This window comes from uncultured Bradyrhizobium sp. (assembly GCF_936943645.1).
Lineage (GTDB): Bacteria > Pseudomonadota > Alphaproteobacteria > Rhizobiales > Xanthobacteraceae > Bradyrhizobium.
In genome coordinates this window covers 34,204-49,188 of record NZ_CAKZJO010000086.1, presented here as the reverse complement: position 1 = coordinate 49,188, position 14,985 = coordinate 34,204, and the positions used below count along the sequence as shown (strand labels likewise).

14 protein-coding genes are annotated in these 14,985 nt (G+C 65.9%); 4 read left to right on the top strand and 10 right to left on the bottom strand.

Annotation, left to right across the window (positions count from 1 at the left end; all coding sequences use genetic code 11):
• Nucleotides 1–71: 71 nt before the first annotated feature.
• The 3 genes from atpD (at nt 72) to Q0743_RS25585 (ending at nt 3,844) form a co-directional block, all read left to right on the top strand.
• Nucleotides 72–1,505: a F0F1 ATP synthase subunit beta gene (atpD, locus tag Q0743_RS25595; protein ID WP_298244259.1), complete on the top strand. Its 1,434-nt coding sequence runs from the start codon at nt 72–74 to the stop codon at nt 1,503–1,505.
• Between the two features lie 115 nt (nt 1,506–1,620).
• Nucleotides 1,621–2,028 carry a F0F1 ATP synthase subunit epsilon gene (locus Q0743_RS25590; protein ID WP_298244258.1) on the top strand — a complete coding sequence of 136 codons (408 nt, stop codon included), beginning with the start codon at nt 1,621–1,623 and terminating at the stop codon, nt 2,026–2,028.
• A gap of 148 nt (nt 2,029–2,176) precedes the next feature.
• Entirely contained in the window at nt 2,177–3,844 is a 1,668-nt protein-coding gene (locus Q0743_RS25585) for an adenylate/guanylate cyclase domain-containing protein (protein WP_298244257.1), read from the top strand.
• Nucleotides 3,845–4,005: 161 nt separating this feature from the next.
• Here the strand turns inward: Q0743_RS25585 and Q0743_RS25580 are convergent, their stop codons facing one another.
• The 10 genes from Q0743_RS25580 to proB all read right to left on the bottom strand — a co-directional run bounded on the left by Q0743_RS25580 (nt 4,006) and on the right by proB (nt 13,797).
• Complete coding sequence (locus tag Q0743_RS25580) at nt 4,006–4,506, bottom strand: RNA pyrophosphohydrolase (RefSeq protein ID WP_298244256.1); 501 nt, start codon at nt 4,504–4,506, stop codon at nt 4,006–4,008.
• Between the two features lie 196 nt (nt 4,507–4,702).
• Nucleotides 4,703–5,206 (bottom strand): RNA pyrophosphohydrolase, encoded by a 504-nt coding sequence (locus Q0743_RS25575; RefSeq protein WP_298244255.1) that lies wholly within the window; start codon nt 5,204–5,206, stop codon nt 4,703–4,705.
• A 76-nt stretch (nt 5,207–5,282) separates the two neighbouring features.
• Nucleotides 5,283–6,500, bottom strand: coding sequence for a divergent polysaccharide deacetylase family protein (locus tag Q0743_RS25570; protein ID WP_298244254.1), 1,218 nt, complete (start codon nt 6,498–6,500; stop codon nt 5,283–5,285).
• 167 nt (nt 6,501–6,667) lie between these two features.
• Nucleotides 6,668–8,026, bottom strand: a complete 1,359-nt coding sequence (locus Q0743_RS25565; RefSeq protein ID WP_298244253.1) for a S41 family peptidase — start codon at nt 8,024–8,026, stop codon at nt 6,668–6,670.
• Nucleotides 8,023–9,381: a peptidoglycan DD-metalloendopeptidase family protein gene (locus Q0743_RS25560; protein WP_298244252.1), complete on the bottom strand. Its 1,359-nt coding sequence runs from the start codon at nt 9,379–9,381 to the stop codon at nt 8,023–8,025. Before Q0743_RS25560 ends, Q0743_RS25565 begins: the two co-directional genes overlap by 4 nt.
• A gap of 32 nt (nt 9,382–9,413) precedes the next feature.
• Nucleotides 9,414–9,896, bottom strand: coding sequence for a 23S rRNA (pseudouridine(1915)-N(3))-methyltransferase RlmH (rlmH, locus tag Q0743_RS25555; RefSeq protein ID WP_298244251.1), 483 nt, complete (start codon nt 9,894–9,896; stop codon nt 9,414–9,416).
• 95 nt (nt 9,897–9,991) lie between these two features.
• Entirely contained in the window at nt 9,992–10,363 is a 372-nt protein-coding gene (rsfS, locus tag Q0743_RS25550) for a ribosome silencing factor (protein WP_298244250.1), read from the bottom strand.
• Between the two features lie 212 nt (nt 10,364–10,575).
• Nucleotides 10,576–11,220, bottom strand: coding sequence for a nicotinate-nucleotide adenylyltransferase (locus Q0743_RS25545; protein ID WP_298244249.1), 645 nt, complete (start codon nt 11,218–11,220; stop codon nt 10,576–10,578).
• A gap of 23 nt (nt 11,221–11,243) precedes the next feature.
• Nucleotides 11,244–12,539 (bottom strand): glutamate-5-semialdehyde dehydrogenase, encoded by a 1,296-nt coding sequence (locus Q0743_RS25540; protein WP_298244248.1) that lies wholly within the window; start codon nt 12,537–12,539, stop codon nt 11,244–11,246.
• A 136-nt stretch (nt 12,540–12,675) separates the two neighbouring features.
• Nucleotides 12,676–13,797: a glutamate 5-kinase gene (proB, locus tag Q0743_RS25535; protein ID WP_298244247.1), complete on the bottom strand. Its 1,122-nt coding sequence runs from the start codon at nt 13,795–13,797 to the stop codon at nt 12,676–12,678.
• 212 nt (nt 13,798–14,009) lie between these two features.
• Here proB and Q0743_RS25530 point away from each other — a divergent pair, with 212 nt between their 5' ends.
• Nucleotides 14,010–14,975: a Bug family tripartite tricarboxylate transporter substrate binding protein gene (locus tag Q0743_RS25530; RefSeq protein WP_298244246.1), complete on the top strand. Its 966-nt coding sequence runs from the start codon at nt 14,010–14,012 to the stop codon at nt 14,973–14,975.
• The last annotated feature ends 10 nt before the right edge of the window (nt 14,976–14,985 follow it).

The following is a 14,985-nucleotide window of genomic DNA, read 5'->3' as shown; positions in this document are numbered from 1 at the left end:
TCGGCACCCATCAACGCAACATCCCGGTCTTCGGACCGTGGTCTAGAAGTTCGGATCGAAGGAGACATTCAATGGCAGCCCAGCTCGGTCGCGTCACCCAGGTCATCGGCGCCGTCGTCGACGTGCAGTTCGAAGGCCACCTGCCGGCCATTCTCAATTCGCTCGAGACCAAGAACGGCGGCAACCGCCTGGTGCTCGAAGTCGCCCAGCATCTCGGCGAGTCGACCGTCCGCACCATCGCGATGGACACCACCGAAGGTCTGGTCCGCGGCCAGGAAGTGACCGACACCGGCGCGCCGATCCGCGTTCCCGTCGGCGAAGGCACGCTCGGCCGCATCATCAACGTCATCGGCGAGCCGATCGACGAAGCCGGCCCGGTCAAGACCGAAGGCCTGCGCGCCATCCATCAGGAAGCGCCGACCTACACCGACCAGTCCACCGAAGCTGAAATTCTCGTCACCGGCATCAAGGTCGTCGACCTCCTCGCTCCCTACGCCAAGGGCGGCAAGATCGGCCTGTTCGGTGGCGCCGGCGTCGGCAAGACCGTGCTGATTCAGGAGCTGATCAACAACGTCGCGAAGGCGCACGGCGGTTATTCCGTGTTCGCCGGCGTCGGCGAGCGCACCCGCGAGGGCAACGACCTCTATCACGAGTTCATCGAGTCCAAGGTCAACGCCGACCCGAAGAACCCGGATCCGAGCGTGAAGTCGAAGTGCGCGCTGGTGTTCGGCCAGATGAACGAGCCGCCCGGCGCCCGCGCCCGCGTCGCGCTCACGGGTCTCACCATCGCGGAAGACTTCCGCGACAAGGGCCAGGACGTGCTGTTCTTCGTCGACAACATCTTCCGCTTCACCCAGGCCGGCTCGGAAGTGTCGGCGCTCTTGGGCCGTATTCCCTCGGCGGTGGGTTATCAGCCGACGCTCGCGACCGACATGGGCGCGCTGCAGGAGCGCATCACCACCACCCAGAAGGGCTCGATCACTTCGGTGCAGGCGATCTACGTTCCGGCCGACGACTTGACCGACCCGGCGCCCGCGACCTCGTTCGCGCATCTTGACGCGACCACCACGCTATCGCGCTCGATCGCCGAAAAGGGCATCTATCCGGCGGTGGACCCGCTCGACTCGACCTCGCGCATGCTCTCCCCGCTGGTCGTCGGCGAGGAGCACTACGCGGTCGCCCGTCAGGTCCAGCAGGTGCTGCAGCGCTACAAGGCGCTCCAGGACATCATCGCCATTCTCGGCATGGACGAGCTTTCCGAAGAGGACAAGCTGGCCGTGGCCCGCGCCCGCAAGATCGAGCGCTTCATGTCGCAGCCGTTCCACGTCGCCGAAATCTTCACCGGCTCGCCCGGCAAGTTCGTCGACCTCGCCGACACCATCAAGGGCTTCAAGGGCCTGGTCGAAGGCAAGTACGACCACCTGCCGGAAGCTGCCTTCTACATGGTCGGCACCATCGAAGAAGCCGTCGAGAAGGGCAAGAAGCTGGCCGCTGAAGCGGCCTAAGCTTAGTCATCTCGTCATCGCCGGGCTTGACCCGGCGATCCATCAAAAGAAGGTTTTGATGGATGGACCCGCGGGTCAAGCCCGCGGGTGACAAGTGAAGAGAACGGAAACAACCATGGCCACCTTCCACTTCGATCTCGTCTCACCGGAAAAGCTCTCCTTCTCGGGCGAGGTCGATCAGGTCGACATTCCCGGCGTCGAAGGTGACTTCGGCGTGCTGGCGGGGCATGCGCCTGTTGTCGCGGCGATTCGTCCCGGCATTCTCACCATCACCACCGGTGGCAAGCACGAGAAGGTCATCGTGCTCGGCGGTCTCGCCGAGGTCTCCGAAAAGGGCCTGACCGTGCTCGCCGACGTCGCGACGTCGCTGGCCGAGCTCGACCGCGCCCAGTTCGCCGAGACCATCGCCGGAATGGAAGAGAGCCTGAAGGAGCACGAAGGCAGCGAGCTCGATCAGGCCATCGAGCGGCTTGATCACTACAAGAGCATCCAGCATCAGCTCAACTCCACGGCCATGCACTAAGCCCCGAGGCATCGCTTCGGGGCCAAGCTCAAGATTTCTGAACGGCTTCAGCGCTCGTCACGGATGTGGCGGGCGCTGAAACTTTGTTGCACCGTGCCGGGGAAGGCGGCATTCTGCCCGCATATTTTGTTCCCGGGGCAGGGTGCAGATGAAACGCAAGATCGCAGCGATTTTCGCAGCCGATATTGCCGGTTACTCGAGACTGGTCGCGGAAGACGAGGAGGAGACGCTGCGGCGTCTGGCCTCCTATCGCGAGGTCGTCGACGATTTCATCGCCAAGGCCAGCGGCCGCATCTTCAATACCGCAGGCGATGCGGTGCTCGCGGAATTCCCGAGCGCGGTCGATGCGGTGCGTTGCGCGATCGACATCCAGGAATCCCTGCGGACCCGCAACATGGCCTATCCGCCGAGCCGGCAGATGTCGTTTCGCATCGGCATCACCATCGGTGACGTGGTCGAGCGCAACGGCGATCTCTTGGGGGACGGCGTCAACATCGCGGCAAGGCTGGAAGGCCTTGCCGAGGTCGGCGGCATCTGCGTCTCGCGCGCCGTGCACGAGCAGGTCGCCAACAAATTGTCGGTGCAATTCGCCGATATCGGCGCGCAGGAGGTGAAGAACATCCCGACGCCGGTGCATGCCTACATGGTGGCCATGCGGCGCGAGGACGGCAGCTATTCCAAGCCGCAGCTGAAGAAGGCGGCCGCGAAGGTGGCCGCGGCACCGGTGTGGATGTGGCCGCTGGTGGTCGCCGTCGTCTCGATCGTCGGCATCGTTGTCACCGGCTTCCTCTACAACACCAAGCTCAAGCAGGGCGCAACCATCGCGGCTTCTGCCGTGACGCCCAGCGCTGCGCCGACCCCAGCGCCGACTGCAATGGCCGCGTCGCCGACGCCGATGCCGACCCAAATGGCAAAGGCGCCGATGATGCCGCCTGGCGCCGGCGCCGCGATGGCGCCGATGCCTGCGCCGTCGCCATCGGCATCACCGACATCGGGCCGGCTTGCAGCCGACAGCGTGCCCTTCATCAACGAGCGCGTGCGCGCCTTCCTCGCCGGCGATTATGCGAGCTCCGGCGATTACAAGGCCTTTGCGCTCAATGTCGGCGGCTTCACCGGCTCGGCGATGAACCAGCCGAACGAGGAAGCCGCGCGCAACATGGCGATCGAGCAGTGCCAGAAGCGCGCCGACGCCGCGCAATCGCCGCGGCGATGCGAGCTCTATGCGCTCGGCAACAATGTCGTGTACGCGCATGGCAAGCCGCCGATGCCGCCGTCGCCCTACTTCCGGCACGATGCGATGACCGAACGGACCTTCGCATCGAAGGATTTTCCGATCGTGCGTGAGCCGCAGAAAGTCCGGCTCGAGAACATCTTCGTGCCCGCGGCGAAATCCCGCTCGGTCGCGCTCGGTCCGGGCGGACATTATTTCATGGTGCTCGGCGCCTCATCCGCAGAGGACGCGGCGCGGCGGTCGCTGGAATCGTGCGGCGCGATCGCTGGCGTGGCGTGCCTCGTGGTCGCGATCGACGACAATTTCGTCGTGCCGATCCCGACCCTGTTTCGGATCACCGGCTTCTTCAATGCGGCGAGCAACGCTTCCATCGTGGCGGATGCCCGGGGTGAGGTGGTGCGCAAGCTCGGCGACGCCATGGGCTGGAATGCGGTCGCCGTCGGCACCGCCGGCCGGGCAGGTCTCGGCCTCAAGGCCGCCGACGAGCAGGCCGCCGTCAAGTCCGCGCTGGCCGACTGCGCCAAGCGCGACAGCGATTGCCACGTCATCGCGATCGGCCCGTTCACGGTGGGACCGATCAATTAGCTGAGATGAGGCCCGACCGGCGCGCAGCAAGCGCTGCGTTCCCTCTCCCCTTGTGGAGGAGGGAATGAGAAAGCGGGGCTCCCTCACACGCCAATCGCCGACGAAAATTCTCTCATGATTTCAAGCCCCACTCTACTGTGCATGGGGTTGTTTTCGCAATTTCAGTTGGCGAAGGTCGCAAACTCACGCGCCACCGCGAGATAGACCTCGCGCCGGAACGGCACCACGAGGTCGGCGACACGGTCGAGCCGCTCCCAGCGCCAGGCGTCGAACTCCGCCGGCTGGCCGTTGCGCGGCGTCAGCGGATCAATCTCGTCGTCCTTGCCGGTGAAGCGCAGCGCGAACCATTTCTGGCGCTGGCCGCGAAACTTTGCCAGCCGATGCGTCTGCGGGCCGTCATAGGGCGGGAATTCGTAGGCGAACCAGTCGGTCTCGCCGAGGAAGCTCGCGCTGACGACGTTGGTCTCTTCCCAGAGCTCGCGCTTCGCGGCGTCTTGCAGATTCTCACCCTCGTCGACGCCGCCCTGCGGCATCTGCCAGTCGAGGCCGGGCAGGATGATCTCAGGGCCATCGCCCTTGAAGCGATGGCCGATCAGGACGCGGCCTTCGGTGTTGAAGAGGGCGATCCCGACATTGGGACGGTAGGGCTTTTCAGTCGTCACGCGTAATCTCTCACCGTCATTCCGGGGCGCGCGGAGCGCGAGCTATGGTGCGCAATTGCGCACCTGAGAATCCATAACCACAAGCAGTCACGAGTTGGAAGCTTGCGGTGAAATCCGGCTCACCACACCCGCCTGTGGTTATGGACCCCCGCCTTCGCGGGGGTGACGAACGGAGTGTTGGGGTAGAGCTGGCTCTTCAACCCCCCAGCGCGGAAAATTCCTGCACCACGCGCTCGTAGACCGGGCGCTTGAAGGGGATGATCAGGCCGGTGAGATTCTTCATCGGCTCCCAGCGCCAGCTCACGAACTCGGCCTTGTGGCCGCCGCCGCCGGGCTTCTCGACGTTGATCTCGCTGTCCTTGCCAGTGAAGCGGACCGCGAACCATTTCTGGCGCTGGCCGCGGTAGCGGCCCTTCCAGGCGCGTCCGGCGACCGTGCGCGGGATGTCGTAAGTGAGCCAGTCAGGGACCTCGCCGAGCCGCTCGACCGAGCGCACGCTGGTTTCCTCATAGAGCTCGCGCTTGGCGGCTTCCCAGGTGTCCTCGCCGGGATCGACGCCGCCCTGCGGCATCTGCCAGACATGGGTGTCGTCGACATGCTCGATGCCGCCGGCGCGGCGGCCGATGAACACCAGTCCCGCCGTGTTGATCAGCATCACCCCGACACAGGTCCGGTAGGGCAGATCCTCGTAACGCGCCATTCCGCCAGACCTCTCGCATGCTGCCGGTACGGCTTAACCGGCCCCGTCAGGATCCGTGCCGCACCAATTCGTTGATTTAGCTGGATTTTGATTTCAGCATCGCGGTTGTCAATGGCACCAAAAGAATACCCCGGTCGCCCAATGTCTTGGTCCAGGCGCCGATGCGGTCGATCGAGACGGGAAGGGCGGAAGCCGTGCCCACCGCCGCGCCGCGCTCGCGTGCCGCCGATTCGAGCTTGTTCAGGGCGCGGTCGATCTCGGTCGGGGTCGGCACCGCGTCGATCGCAATGTCGCCCTTGCCGAACGGCATCGCCGCGCTGCTTGCTGCCTGGGAGGCGATGCTGCGTGGCGAGGAGCCGTCGTCGAAGAAGCCGAGACCGCGCTTGGCGGCCTCGCGGATGATCGGTTGCATCGCCGGCTCGGTCGCGACGAAGCGCGCGCCCATGAAATTGGTGATGCCGGCATAGCCCTGCATCCGGCTCAGATGCCAATACAGGCGGTCCATGTTCTGGTCGGGGCTGAGCGAGGTCAGCAGCGTCTGCGGACCCGGATCGTTGTCGGGAAAATCGTAGGGCTCCATCGGGATCTGCAGGAAGATCTCGTGGCGCTGCGCGCGGGCGCGCTCGGCGAGCTTGCCGGGATCGGCGCCGTAGGGCGTGAAGGCAAGGGTCACCGCCGGCGGCAGCTTCATGATGGCATCTAGGGTCTTGGCGGCGCCGACGCCGAGGCCGCCGATCACGATCGCGACCACCGGCATCTTGGCGGCCTTGGTGCGGTCGGCATCCGCGGCATAGACGTTGAATGGCTTGAGGTCGCCGGCGACCACGGGGATCATGCCGTAGCGCGACTTCTCCAACAGCTTCGGATCGATTCCGGCCATGACCGGCGGCGGGGCCGAAGCGGCCGCCGCCTCGCCCTTGTCCGCTGCATCGCCGGCGCCGATCACCACGTCATGGCGCGCGCCGGTCGAGCCGTCGATCATGGTGACGGTCTTCTGCTCTCCAGGGGCGGCCTGCTTCGGCGCTTCCCTGGTCTCGTGCTTGCTGTCCGCGGGCGCGGCCGGCTTCTCGGCGGGGGCCTTGTCTGCGCCGTTTTCGCGGATGGCAATCCGCGTCATCGGCTCGCCGCCGAGCGGATCCTTGTTGAAGATGGCAAAGCCCGCAAAGGTGAGCAGGAACAGGCCGAGCAGCACGGCCAGCAGCTGCATGGCCGAGAACGGCAGCCGCAGCCGGCGTTTCCGGCGCGGCTTGTCCTGTCCGAGCGGGGCGCTCAGATCATCGGCCGTTTCAGTCATGCGCGATCCCGAATCACTGCTGCCGACGATACCACGCCATGGTCAAGTGGCGGCAGGCCGGGATAGGCCGGGGATGCCGGACGGCGTCGGGAGTTCCAAGCAAAAAGGGCGGCTCCGGGAGCCGCCCTTTTCGTGAGATCGCTATGACGCCGACTTAGTTGGCCGCTTTAGTTCGCAGCCTTGGGCTTGTCGGTCGTGGCCTTGGTGTCGCCGCCGGAGGCGGGCGCGGCCGAAGCGCTGTTCTTGATGCCGTGGAGCAGGTCGCCGGCGAGCTTGAGCGCCTTGTCGTCCTTGGCGTCCGGCGGGACGTAGGACTGTGAGCCGGTCTTCTCGTCGCCGTCGTTCTTGAGATGGCCGCGCAGCGAAGCCTCGCCCTTGGTGTCGGTGCGCGCCTTCAGCTCGTCCGGCACGTCCTGCAGCACTTCGATATCAGGCACGATGCCCTTGGCCTGGATCGACTTGCCCGACGGCGTGTAGTAGCGCGCCGTGGTCAGGCGCAGCGCGCCGTTGCCGCTTCCGAGCGGGATGATGGTCTGCACCGAGCCCTTGCCGAACGAGCGCGTGCCGACGATGGTCGCGCGCTTGTGGTCCTGCAGCGCGCCGGCGACGATTTCCGACGCCGAAGCCGAACCGCCATTGACCAGCACGATGACCGGCTTGCCTTTGGTGAGGTCGCCCGCATGCGCGGTGCGGCGCTGGGTCTCCTCGGCATTGCGGCCGCGGGTCGAGACGATCTCGCCCTTCTCCAGGAACGAGTCGGAGACGGTGACCGCTTCCTCGAGCAGGCCGCCCGGATTGTTGCGAAGGTCGATGATGTAGCCCTTGAGCTTGTCGCCGATCTGATTCGAGAGGTTGGCGACCTCGCGCTTCAGGCCTTCGGTGGTCTGCTCGTTGAAGGTGGTGATGCGGATATAGGCGATGTCGTCCTGCTCGACGCGCGCGCGCACAGAGCGGACGCGGATGTTGTCGCGCACCAGCGTGACGTCGAGCGGATTGTCCTGGCCCTTGCGGATGATCTTGAGCTTGATCTTGGTGTTGACCGGGCCGCGCATCTTCTCGACCGCCTGGTTCAGGGTCAGGCCCTGCACCGCCTCGTCGTCGAGATTGGTGATGATGTCGTTGGCCATGATGCCGGCGCGCGAGGCCGGCGTGTCGTCGATCGGCGAGACCACCTTGATCAGGCCGTCTTCCATCGTGACCTCGATGCCGAGACCGCCGAACTCACCGCGGGTCTGCACCTGCATGTCGCGGAAGCTCTTGGCGTCCATGTAGCTCGAATGCGGATCGAGGCCGGTGAGCATGCCGCTGATGGCGGATTCGATCAGCTTGGTGTCGTCGGGCTTCTCGACATAGTCCGAGCGCACGCGCTCGAAGACGTCGCCGAACAGATTGAGCTGGCGATAGGTGTCCGCGGTGGCGGCTCGCGCGCTGGAGCCCATGAACACCGCGCGCGGCTGCGTCACGAACAGCGTCAGCGCCGCACCGGTGGCTGCGCTGAGGAGAATTACTGAAGTCTTGCGCATCATCCGCGAACCTTCTCGCCTTCATTTGCGGCCCACCATGGGCCTGGATCGATTGGAGTGCCGTCCTTACGGAACTCGACATACAGCACAGGTTGACTCGCGTTCGTCGCGAGAATGGAGGCGACTTGAGATGTCGACCCCATGGTCGCGACCGGCTCCCCCGTGAGCACAAACTGTCCGATGTTGACCGAAATGCGCTCCATCCCGGCGATCAGGACATGATACCCGCCCCCGGCGTTGAGGATCAAGAGTTGTCCATAGCTGCGGAACGGGCCGGAATAGACCACCCAGCCGTCACACGGCGTCGTGACCTGGGAGCCGGGCTTGGTCGCCAGCGAAATGCCCTTCTGGACCCCGCCGACCCCGTCGGAACCGCCAAACTCCCTGATCTTGTTACCGTTAACCGGAAGCGGGAGCAGGCCCTTGGCCGAGGCGAACGCGATCGCCGGGGTGGTGCGGGAACGGTCCTTGAAAGCGCCGGGGCCGGCCTTGGCGCTGGCGGCCGCCAGCTTGGCTTCCTTGGCCTCGGCCTGCCTGGCAGCTTCGGCCGCCTTCTCGGCGGCCTTGGCGGCGCTCTGCAGGTCCTGCTCCATCTTGGTGATCAGGCCCTGGAGATCGCCGACCTGCTTTGACAGCATGATCGCGCGCGAGTTCTCGGCGTCGAGATCCTTTTCGCGCGCCGCCTGCTGGCGCTGCCGCTCGTCGACGAGGGCGGTGAGGCGGCTCTGGTCGCTCCTGGCCTTGTCGCGGTCGGAGGCGAGCTGGTCGCGCTCGGTGGCGATGGCCTTGCGCAAGGCGACGAGCTCGCCGAGCTCGCTTGCGATCTTTTCGGCGCGGCCGCGCAATTCGGGGACGACGGCGCCGAGCAGCATCGCGGTGCGCAGCGATTGCAGTGCATCCTCGGGGCGCACCAGCAGCGCCGGCGGCGTACGCCGTCCGGCCCGCTGCAATGCCGCCAGCACCTCGACGATGTCGGCGCGGCGCGAATCCAGTGAAGCGCGCATCTCCTGCTCGCGGCCGTTCAGGTTTCGCAGCCGCGCTTCGGTGTCGTCGATCTTGGTCTCGACCCCGCGCACATTGGCGGCGGTGTCGATCAGCTGTTGATTGAGCTGCGTGCGGTCCTTGCCGAGTGAGGTGATCTCGGCCTTGAGCTTGGCCTGCGCTTCCTCGGCGCTCTTTTGCCTGGCGCGGGCGGCTTCCAGCTCCTGCTCGCGCTGCTTGATGGCATCGGGAGAGACGGCTGCGGCTTGCTGTGCCGGCGTTGCCGTCTGAGCTTGCGCGAGGCTTGTGTTCGCTTGCGCGAGGCTTGCGCCGGCAACGCCAGTGATCAGCAGCAGGTTGAGGAGCGGCGCTCGCATCGTGTCGGCAAAGGTGCTCGTTGTGGCGCGTATCACGCGCGGTGATAGGGGTGGCCGGCCAGAATGGTGGCGGCCCGGTAAAGCTGTTCCAGAAGCATGACGCGGACCATTTGATGCGGCCAGGTCGCAGAGCCGAACGCGATCGCGAGCTTGGCCTTACGGCGCAATTCGGGCGAAAGTCCGTCCGCCCCTCCGATTACGAAGATAGTATGTCCGGCGCCCTCGTCGCGCCAGCGCGCCAGATGCCGTGCGAATACGGTGGAATCGAGGTTCTGGCCGCGCTCGTCCATCGCCACCAGGATCGCCCTGTCCGGAATATGCGCCGAGATCGCCGCGGCTTCCTCGGTCATCCGCGTCGCGGTATCGCGCGCGCGGCTCTCCGGGATTTCATGGATGGTGAGCTCGCGGAAGCCGAGCTTGCGGCCGGCTTCGTCGAACCGCTCGAAATAGCGGTCGGCAAGCTCCCGTTCGGGGCCCTGCTTCAGCCGGCCCACCGCAATGACAGCAACACGCATGGTATGTTCAGGGTCGCGTTTTCAACACCGCGCGCAGGTTGCGCGCGCACGACGCTAGCATGCGCGTCAGCCGATTCGAAATCGGCTCGATGAGCCTAGATCGCCTTCGCCGCGATCGCCTTCGCCGCCCCTGGGCCCTGCGTGTACAACCGCTCGAGGTTGTAGAACTCGCGGACCTCGGGTCTGAACACGTGCACGATCACGTCGCCGGAATCGATCAGCACCCAGTCGCAATTGGGCAAGCCCTCGACATGGATGTTCTTGATGCCGTTTTCCTTGAGGCCCTTGGCGACGTTTTCCGCGATCGCGCCGACGTGCCGGTTGGCCCGGCCGGTGGTGACGATCATGTAGTCGGAATACGCCGATTTGCCGCGAAGGTCGATGGTGACCGTCTCTTCCGCCTTCATGTCCTCGAGGCGGGAGAGGATCAGGCTCAGCGTCTTGTCGGCGTCGGGTTGCGCCTTCAAGGCCGCAGCTTTGGTCGATGTTTTACGCGTCGGCTTGGCAACCTTGGGTAAAACAGACTTGGTTGAAGCTGACTTGGACAATACAGATGCGGTCAGGGACCATTCCTTTCACTGTATCGCGAACGCCGAATCCGGCGCTCACCGGTTACACTACATCATGTGGGGTTAAGGGTTTCAATATGCCAGAGAGCCTCTCGCCCGCACACGCCGTCTCACGTCGTACCTTTCCAGCTCCCGTCCGGGTTCCGCAGGCCCGTCGAGGACAAATTCAGCTTCAATCCGGTCAGAAACACCCAGGCCGGCGCCGGCCGGTCCGCGAGCAGCGCTGCCTTTTTCTCAGGCAGACGGTAGCGCGATAGCGCCCGGGCTGCGGGGGAGGCGAGGGCGCGAAAACTCTGCGGCGGACGATCGATCACGGCCATCGGCACCTGGGCGGCGATGCGCCGCCAGTGCTGCCATCGGTGGAATTGAGCGAGATTGTCGGCGCCCATGATCCAGACAAAGCGCAGGCCGGAGAAGCGGCGGCGCAAGGTGTTGATCGTGTCGATAGTGTAGCGGGTGCGGATGACGGATTCGAGACAGCTGACCTCGATGCGCGGATCGTCGGCGACCTCGCGCGCGGCCTGCATGCGCTCGCCGAGCTCGTGCAGATTGCCGTTCTCCTTCAGCGGATTGCCGGGGGTCACCAGCCACCACACGCGATCGAGCTGCAATCGCTTCAGCGCGAACTGGCTGATGGCGCGATGCGCCTGATGCGGCGGATTGAACGAGCCGCCGAGCAGGCCGATGCGCATGCCCTGCGTATGGGGCGGAGCCGCTTGCGCTACCGAACGCGGCACGACGAAATTGTTGCTCAATGCCCCGCGCCTTGCAACGTTACCTACGGCCGCGTCTGCCCGGTGCCGTGAACGCGATATTTGAAGCTCGTCAGCTGCTCGGCGCCGACAGGACCGCGGGCGTGGAAGCGGCCGGTGGCGATCCCGATCTCGGCGCCGAAGCCGAACTCGCCGCCATCGGCGAACTGCGTCGAGGCGTTGTGCAGCACGATCGCGGAATCGACCTCGCTGAGGAATTTCTTCGCCGCAGCCTCGTCCGCGCTCACGATCGCATCGGTGTGGTGCGAGCCGTGATCCTGGATGTGCGCGATTGCACCATCGACGCCGTCCACCACTTTCGCGGCGATGATCGCGTCGAGATATTCGGTGTCCCAATCGTCGTCGCTCGCAGGCTTGACGCGCGCGTCCGCCTTCTGCACGGCGTCGTCGCCGCGCACTTCGCAGCCGGCCTCGATCAGCATCTCGACCAGCGGCTTCAGGCTCGATGCAGCAGCGGCGCGATCGACCAGCAGCGTCTCGGCCGCGCCGCAGACGCCGGTGCGGCGCATTTTGGCGTTGAGCACGATCGACTTCGCCATCGCAAGGTCCGCGCTGGCATCGACATAGACGTGATTGACGCCTTCGAGATGCGCAAACACGGGCACGCGCGCTTCCTGCTCGACGCGTGCGACGAGGCTCTTGCCCCCGCGGGGCACGATCACGTCGACGGCGCCGTTCAGTCCCGACAACATCATGCCGACCGCCGCGCGGTCGCGCGTCGGTACCAGCGTGATCGCAGCTTCCGGCAGACCGGCTTCGCGCAGGCCCTGCACCAGGCAGTCATGGATGGCGCGGCAAGAGCGGAAACTGTCGGAGCCGCCGCGCAGGATCACGGCATTGCCCGACTTCAGGCACAGCACGCCGGCATCAGCCGCCACGTTCGGGCGGCTCTCGAAGATCACGCCGACGACACCGAGCGGCACGCGCACGCGTTCGATGGTCATGCCGTTCGGCCGCTGCCAGCTCTCGGTGACGATCCCGACGGGATCGGCGATGCCGCGCACGATGGCGATGCCCTCGGCCATGCCTTCGATGCGCGCCGGCGTCAGCGTCAGGCGGTCGATGAAGGAGGAGGTGGCATTGCCGGAGGCGCGGGCCTCCGCGACGTCCTCGGCATTGGCGGCGAGGATGCCGGCCGCATTGGCACGGATCGCCCGCTCCATGGCCTCCAGCGCCCGGTTCTTCTGCTCCGGCGGCGCCAGCGCCAGCACGCGTGCGGCAGCGCGGGCACGGGTTCCGAGATCGGACATCAGCGCCTGAAGATCGGCATTGCCGTCGACGGCTTTGAGGGGGGCGGCCATGGGGTTTTCAACCTTTGCTAAGGCGGTGTCCTAGCACGGAAATCCCGCGTCTGCGAAGGGCGGGAAGGGTATGGCAGGTCTCCCAGGCGGCGGGCCGTCTGGGTCATTGGCCCAGCAAAATGGGCCGCGGCGGCCCTTACCCGCCCACCACCAGATCGTCGCGGTGGATCATCTCCGCGCGGCCGCTGATGCCGAGGATGGCCATCACGTCAGGCGAGGAGCGGCCCTTGATCCGCTCGGCCTCCTCGGCATCGTAGGCGATCAGGCCGCGGCCGATCTCGCTGGTGTCGGGGCCGCGCACGATCACGGCGTCGCCGCGGGCGAACTGGCCTTCGACCTTGATCACGCCGGCCGGCAGCAGGCTGGCGCCGGCGCGCAGCGCCGTCACGGCGCCGGCATCGATTGTCAGCGTGCCCTTCGGCTCCAGCGTGCCCGCGATCCAGCGTTTGCGCGAGGTGATGGGATTGGCGGGCGTCAGGAACCAGGTGCAGCGGCCGCCATCGGCGATCGCCTGCAGCGGATGCTCGATCTTGCCGGAGGCGATCAGCATATGCGTGCCGCCGGTTGTGGCGATCTTGGCCGCCTCGACCTTGGTGCGCATGCCGCCGCGCGACAGCTCGGACTCGGCGTCACCAGCCACAGCCTCGATCTCCGAGGAGATGCTCTCGACCACCGGAATGAGCTTTGCGTTCGGGTTGCTTTTCGGCGGGGCGTCGTAGAGACCGTCGATGTCGGACAGCAGCACGAGCAGGTCGGCGCTGGCCATGGTGGCGACGCGGGCGGCGAGGCGGTCGTTGTCGCCGTAGCGGATCTCATTGGTCGCCACCGTGTCGTTCTCGTTGATCACGGGGATGGCGCGCCACTCCAGCAGCTTGCCGATGGTGGAGCGCGCGTTGAGATAGCGGCGGCGCTCCTCGGTGTCCTGCAGGGTCACCAGGATCTGGCCGGCGCCGATGCCGTGGGCCCCGAGCACCTCCGACCAGATCCGCGCCAGCGCGATCTGGCCGACGGCGGCGGCGGCCTGGCTCTCTTCCAGCTTCAGCGGGCCGCGCGGCAGTTTGAGGCGGCTGCGGCCGAGCGCGATCGAGCCGGAGGAGACGACGAGGACGTCGCGGCCCTCCTTGTGCAGCTTGGCCATGTCGTCGGCGAGCGCGGCGAGCCAGGACGAGCGCACCTCGCCCTTGTCGGAATCGACCAGCAGCGCGGAGCCGACCTTGACCACGATGCGACGGAATTGACTGAGTTCGGGGCTGGCCATGTCTGTATGCGTGTCGGCGCGCTCGGGCGATCTGCTCTTGGAAACGGCGGAGCGAGAGAGCGGCGCCGATAGGCCTGCTTTTGCAGCAGGACGATGGCCGGCGCAAGGCGGCAAGGACGGTAACGGATGGTAAATGGCGAAGGTGGGCCTTGTCGGGGACGCCGCTCTGGTCCTAACTGCGGCCAACCAAAATGAGGTCGAGGGGGAAACACATGGATCGCCGCACATTCATGGCCGGATGTCTCGGGCTGCCGCTGCTGGCGCAGGCAGGTGAAGCGCAAGCGCAGGCCGGGCTGACCAAGATCATATTTCCGTTTGCGGCGGGCGCCGGCGGCGACACGCTGTGCCGGCTGATCGCGCAGGAGATGGCTCCGATGCTGCAACGGACCATCGTGGTCGAGAACCGCACCGGCGGTGACGGCCTGATCGGGATCAAGGCGGTGAAGGGGGCAAACCCCGACGGCGGCATGGTGCTGGTGACGACGGGACCGACCATGTACCTGCTGCCGATGGTGGAGACGAATCCGAGCTTCGACACGGCGAAGGATTTCATGCCGGTGTCGCTGCTGGCACGGTTTGAATTCGCCGTCGTCATCAATCCCGCGATCGAAGCCGCTGACTTCAAGGGATTCGTCGCCTGGCTGAAGGCGCATCCGGACAAGACCTCGTTCGGGGTGCCGAGCAACGGCACCATTCCGCATTTCATGGGCTCCAAGCTGGAGAAGGATCTCGGCATTCCCCTGACCCGCGTGCCCTATCGTGGCAGCGCGCCTATCCTCAACGACATCATCGGGGGACATGTCTCGTTCGGTATCGTGACATTGGCCGATGCGCTGCCGCAGCATCGGGCCAAGGGCGTGAAGATCATCGCGTCATCGAGTGCGGAGCGTTCGCCGTTCGCGCCGGAGGTTCCCACGCTGAAGGAGAGCGGCATCGATCTCGTCGCGGACGCCTGGTACGGCATGTGGCTTCCCGCCGGCAGTCCGCCGGATTTCGCCAGCAAGCTCGGTGCCGCCGCGAGCGCTGCGCTCGCCAAGCCCGAGGTGAAGGAGAAGCTCACCGCGATCGGGCTGATCCCGGTCGGCTCGACTCCGGAGGGATTGACCAAGGAGCTCGCCGCGAACATCGCGCTGTGGCAGCCGATCGTGAAAGCGACGGGATACAAGATCGAGAATTGAGATCTTCTGG

Bases quoted from the DNA above. Each gene is read 5' to 3' on its own strand.
- Q0743_RS25570 (WP_298244254.1), bottom strand. From the start codon at position 6,500: ATGACTGAAACGGCCGATGATCTGAGCGCCCCGCTCGGACAGGACAAG.
- Q0743_RS25585 (WP_298244257.1), top strand. From the start codon at position 2,177: ATGAAACGCAAGATCGCAGCGATTTTCGCAGCCGATATTGCCGGTTAC.
- Q0743_RS25565 (WP_298244253.1), bottom strand. From the start codon at position 8,026: ATGATGCGCAAGACTTCAGTAATTCTCCTCAGCGCAGCCACCGGTGCG.
- Q0743_RS25530 (WP_298244246.1), top strand. From the start codon at position 14,010: ATGGATCGCCGCACATTCATGGCCGGATGTCTCGGGCTGCCGCTGCTG.
- Q0743_RS25540 (WP_298244248.1), bottom strand. From the start codon at position 12,539: ATGGCCGCCCCCCTCAAAGCCGTCGACGGCAATGCCGATCTTCAGGCG.
- Q0743_RS25575 (WP_298244255.1), bottom strand. From the start codon at position 5,206: ATGGCGCGTTACGAGGATCTGCCCTACCGGACCTGTGTCGGGGTGATG.
- atpD (WP_298244259.1), top strand. From the start codon at position 72: ATGGCAGCCCAGCTCGGTCGCGTCACCCAGGTCATCGGCGCCGTCGTC.
- proB (WP_298244247.1), bottom strand. From the start codon at position 13,797: ATGGCCAGCCCCGAACTCAGTCAATTCCGTCGCATCGTGGTCAAGGTC.
- rlmH (WP_298244251.1), bottom strand. From the start codon at position 9,896: ATGCGTGTTGCTGTCATTGCGGTGGGCCGGCTGAAGCAGGGCCCCGAA.
- Q0743_RS25560 (WP_298244252.1), bottom strand. From the start codon at position 9,381: ATGCGAGCGCCGCTCCTCAACCTGCTGCTGATCACTGGCGTTGCCGGC.
- Q0743_RS25590 (WP_298244258.1), top strand. From the start codon at position 1,621: ATGGCCACCTTCCACTTCGATCTCGTCTCACCGGAAAAGCTCTCCTTC.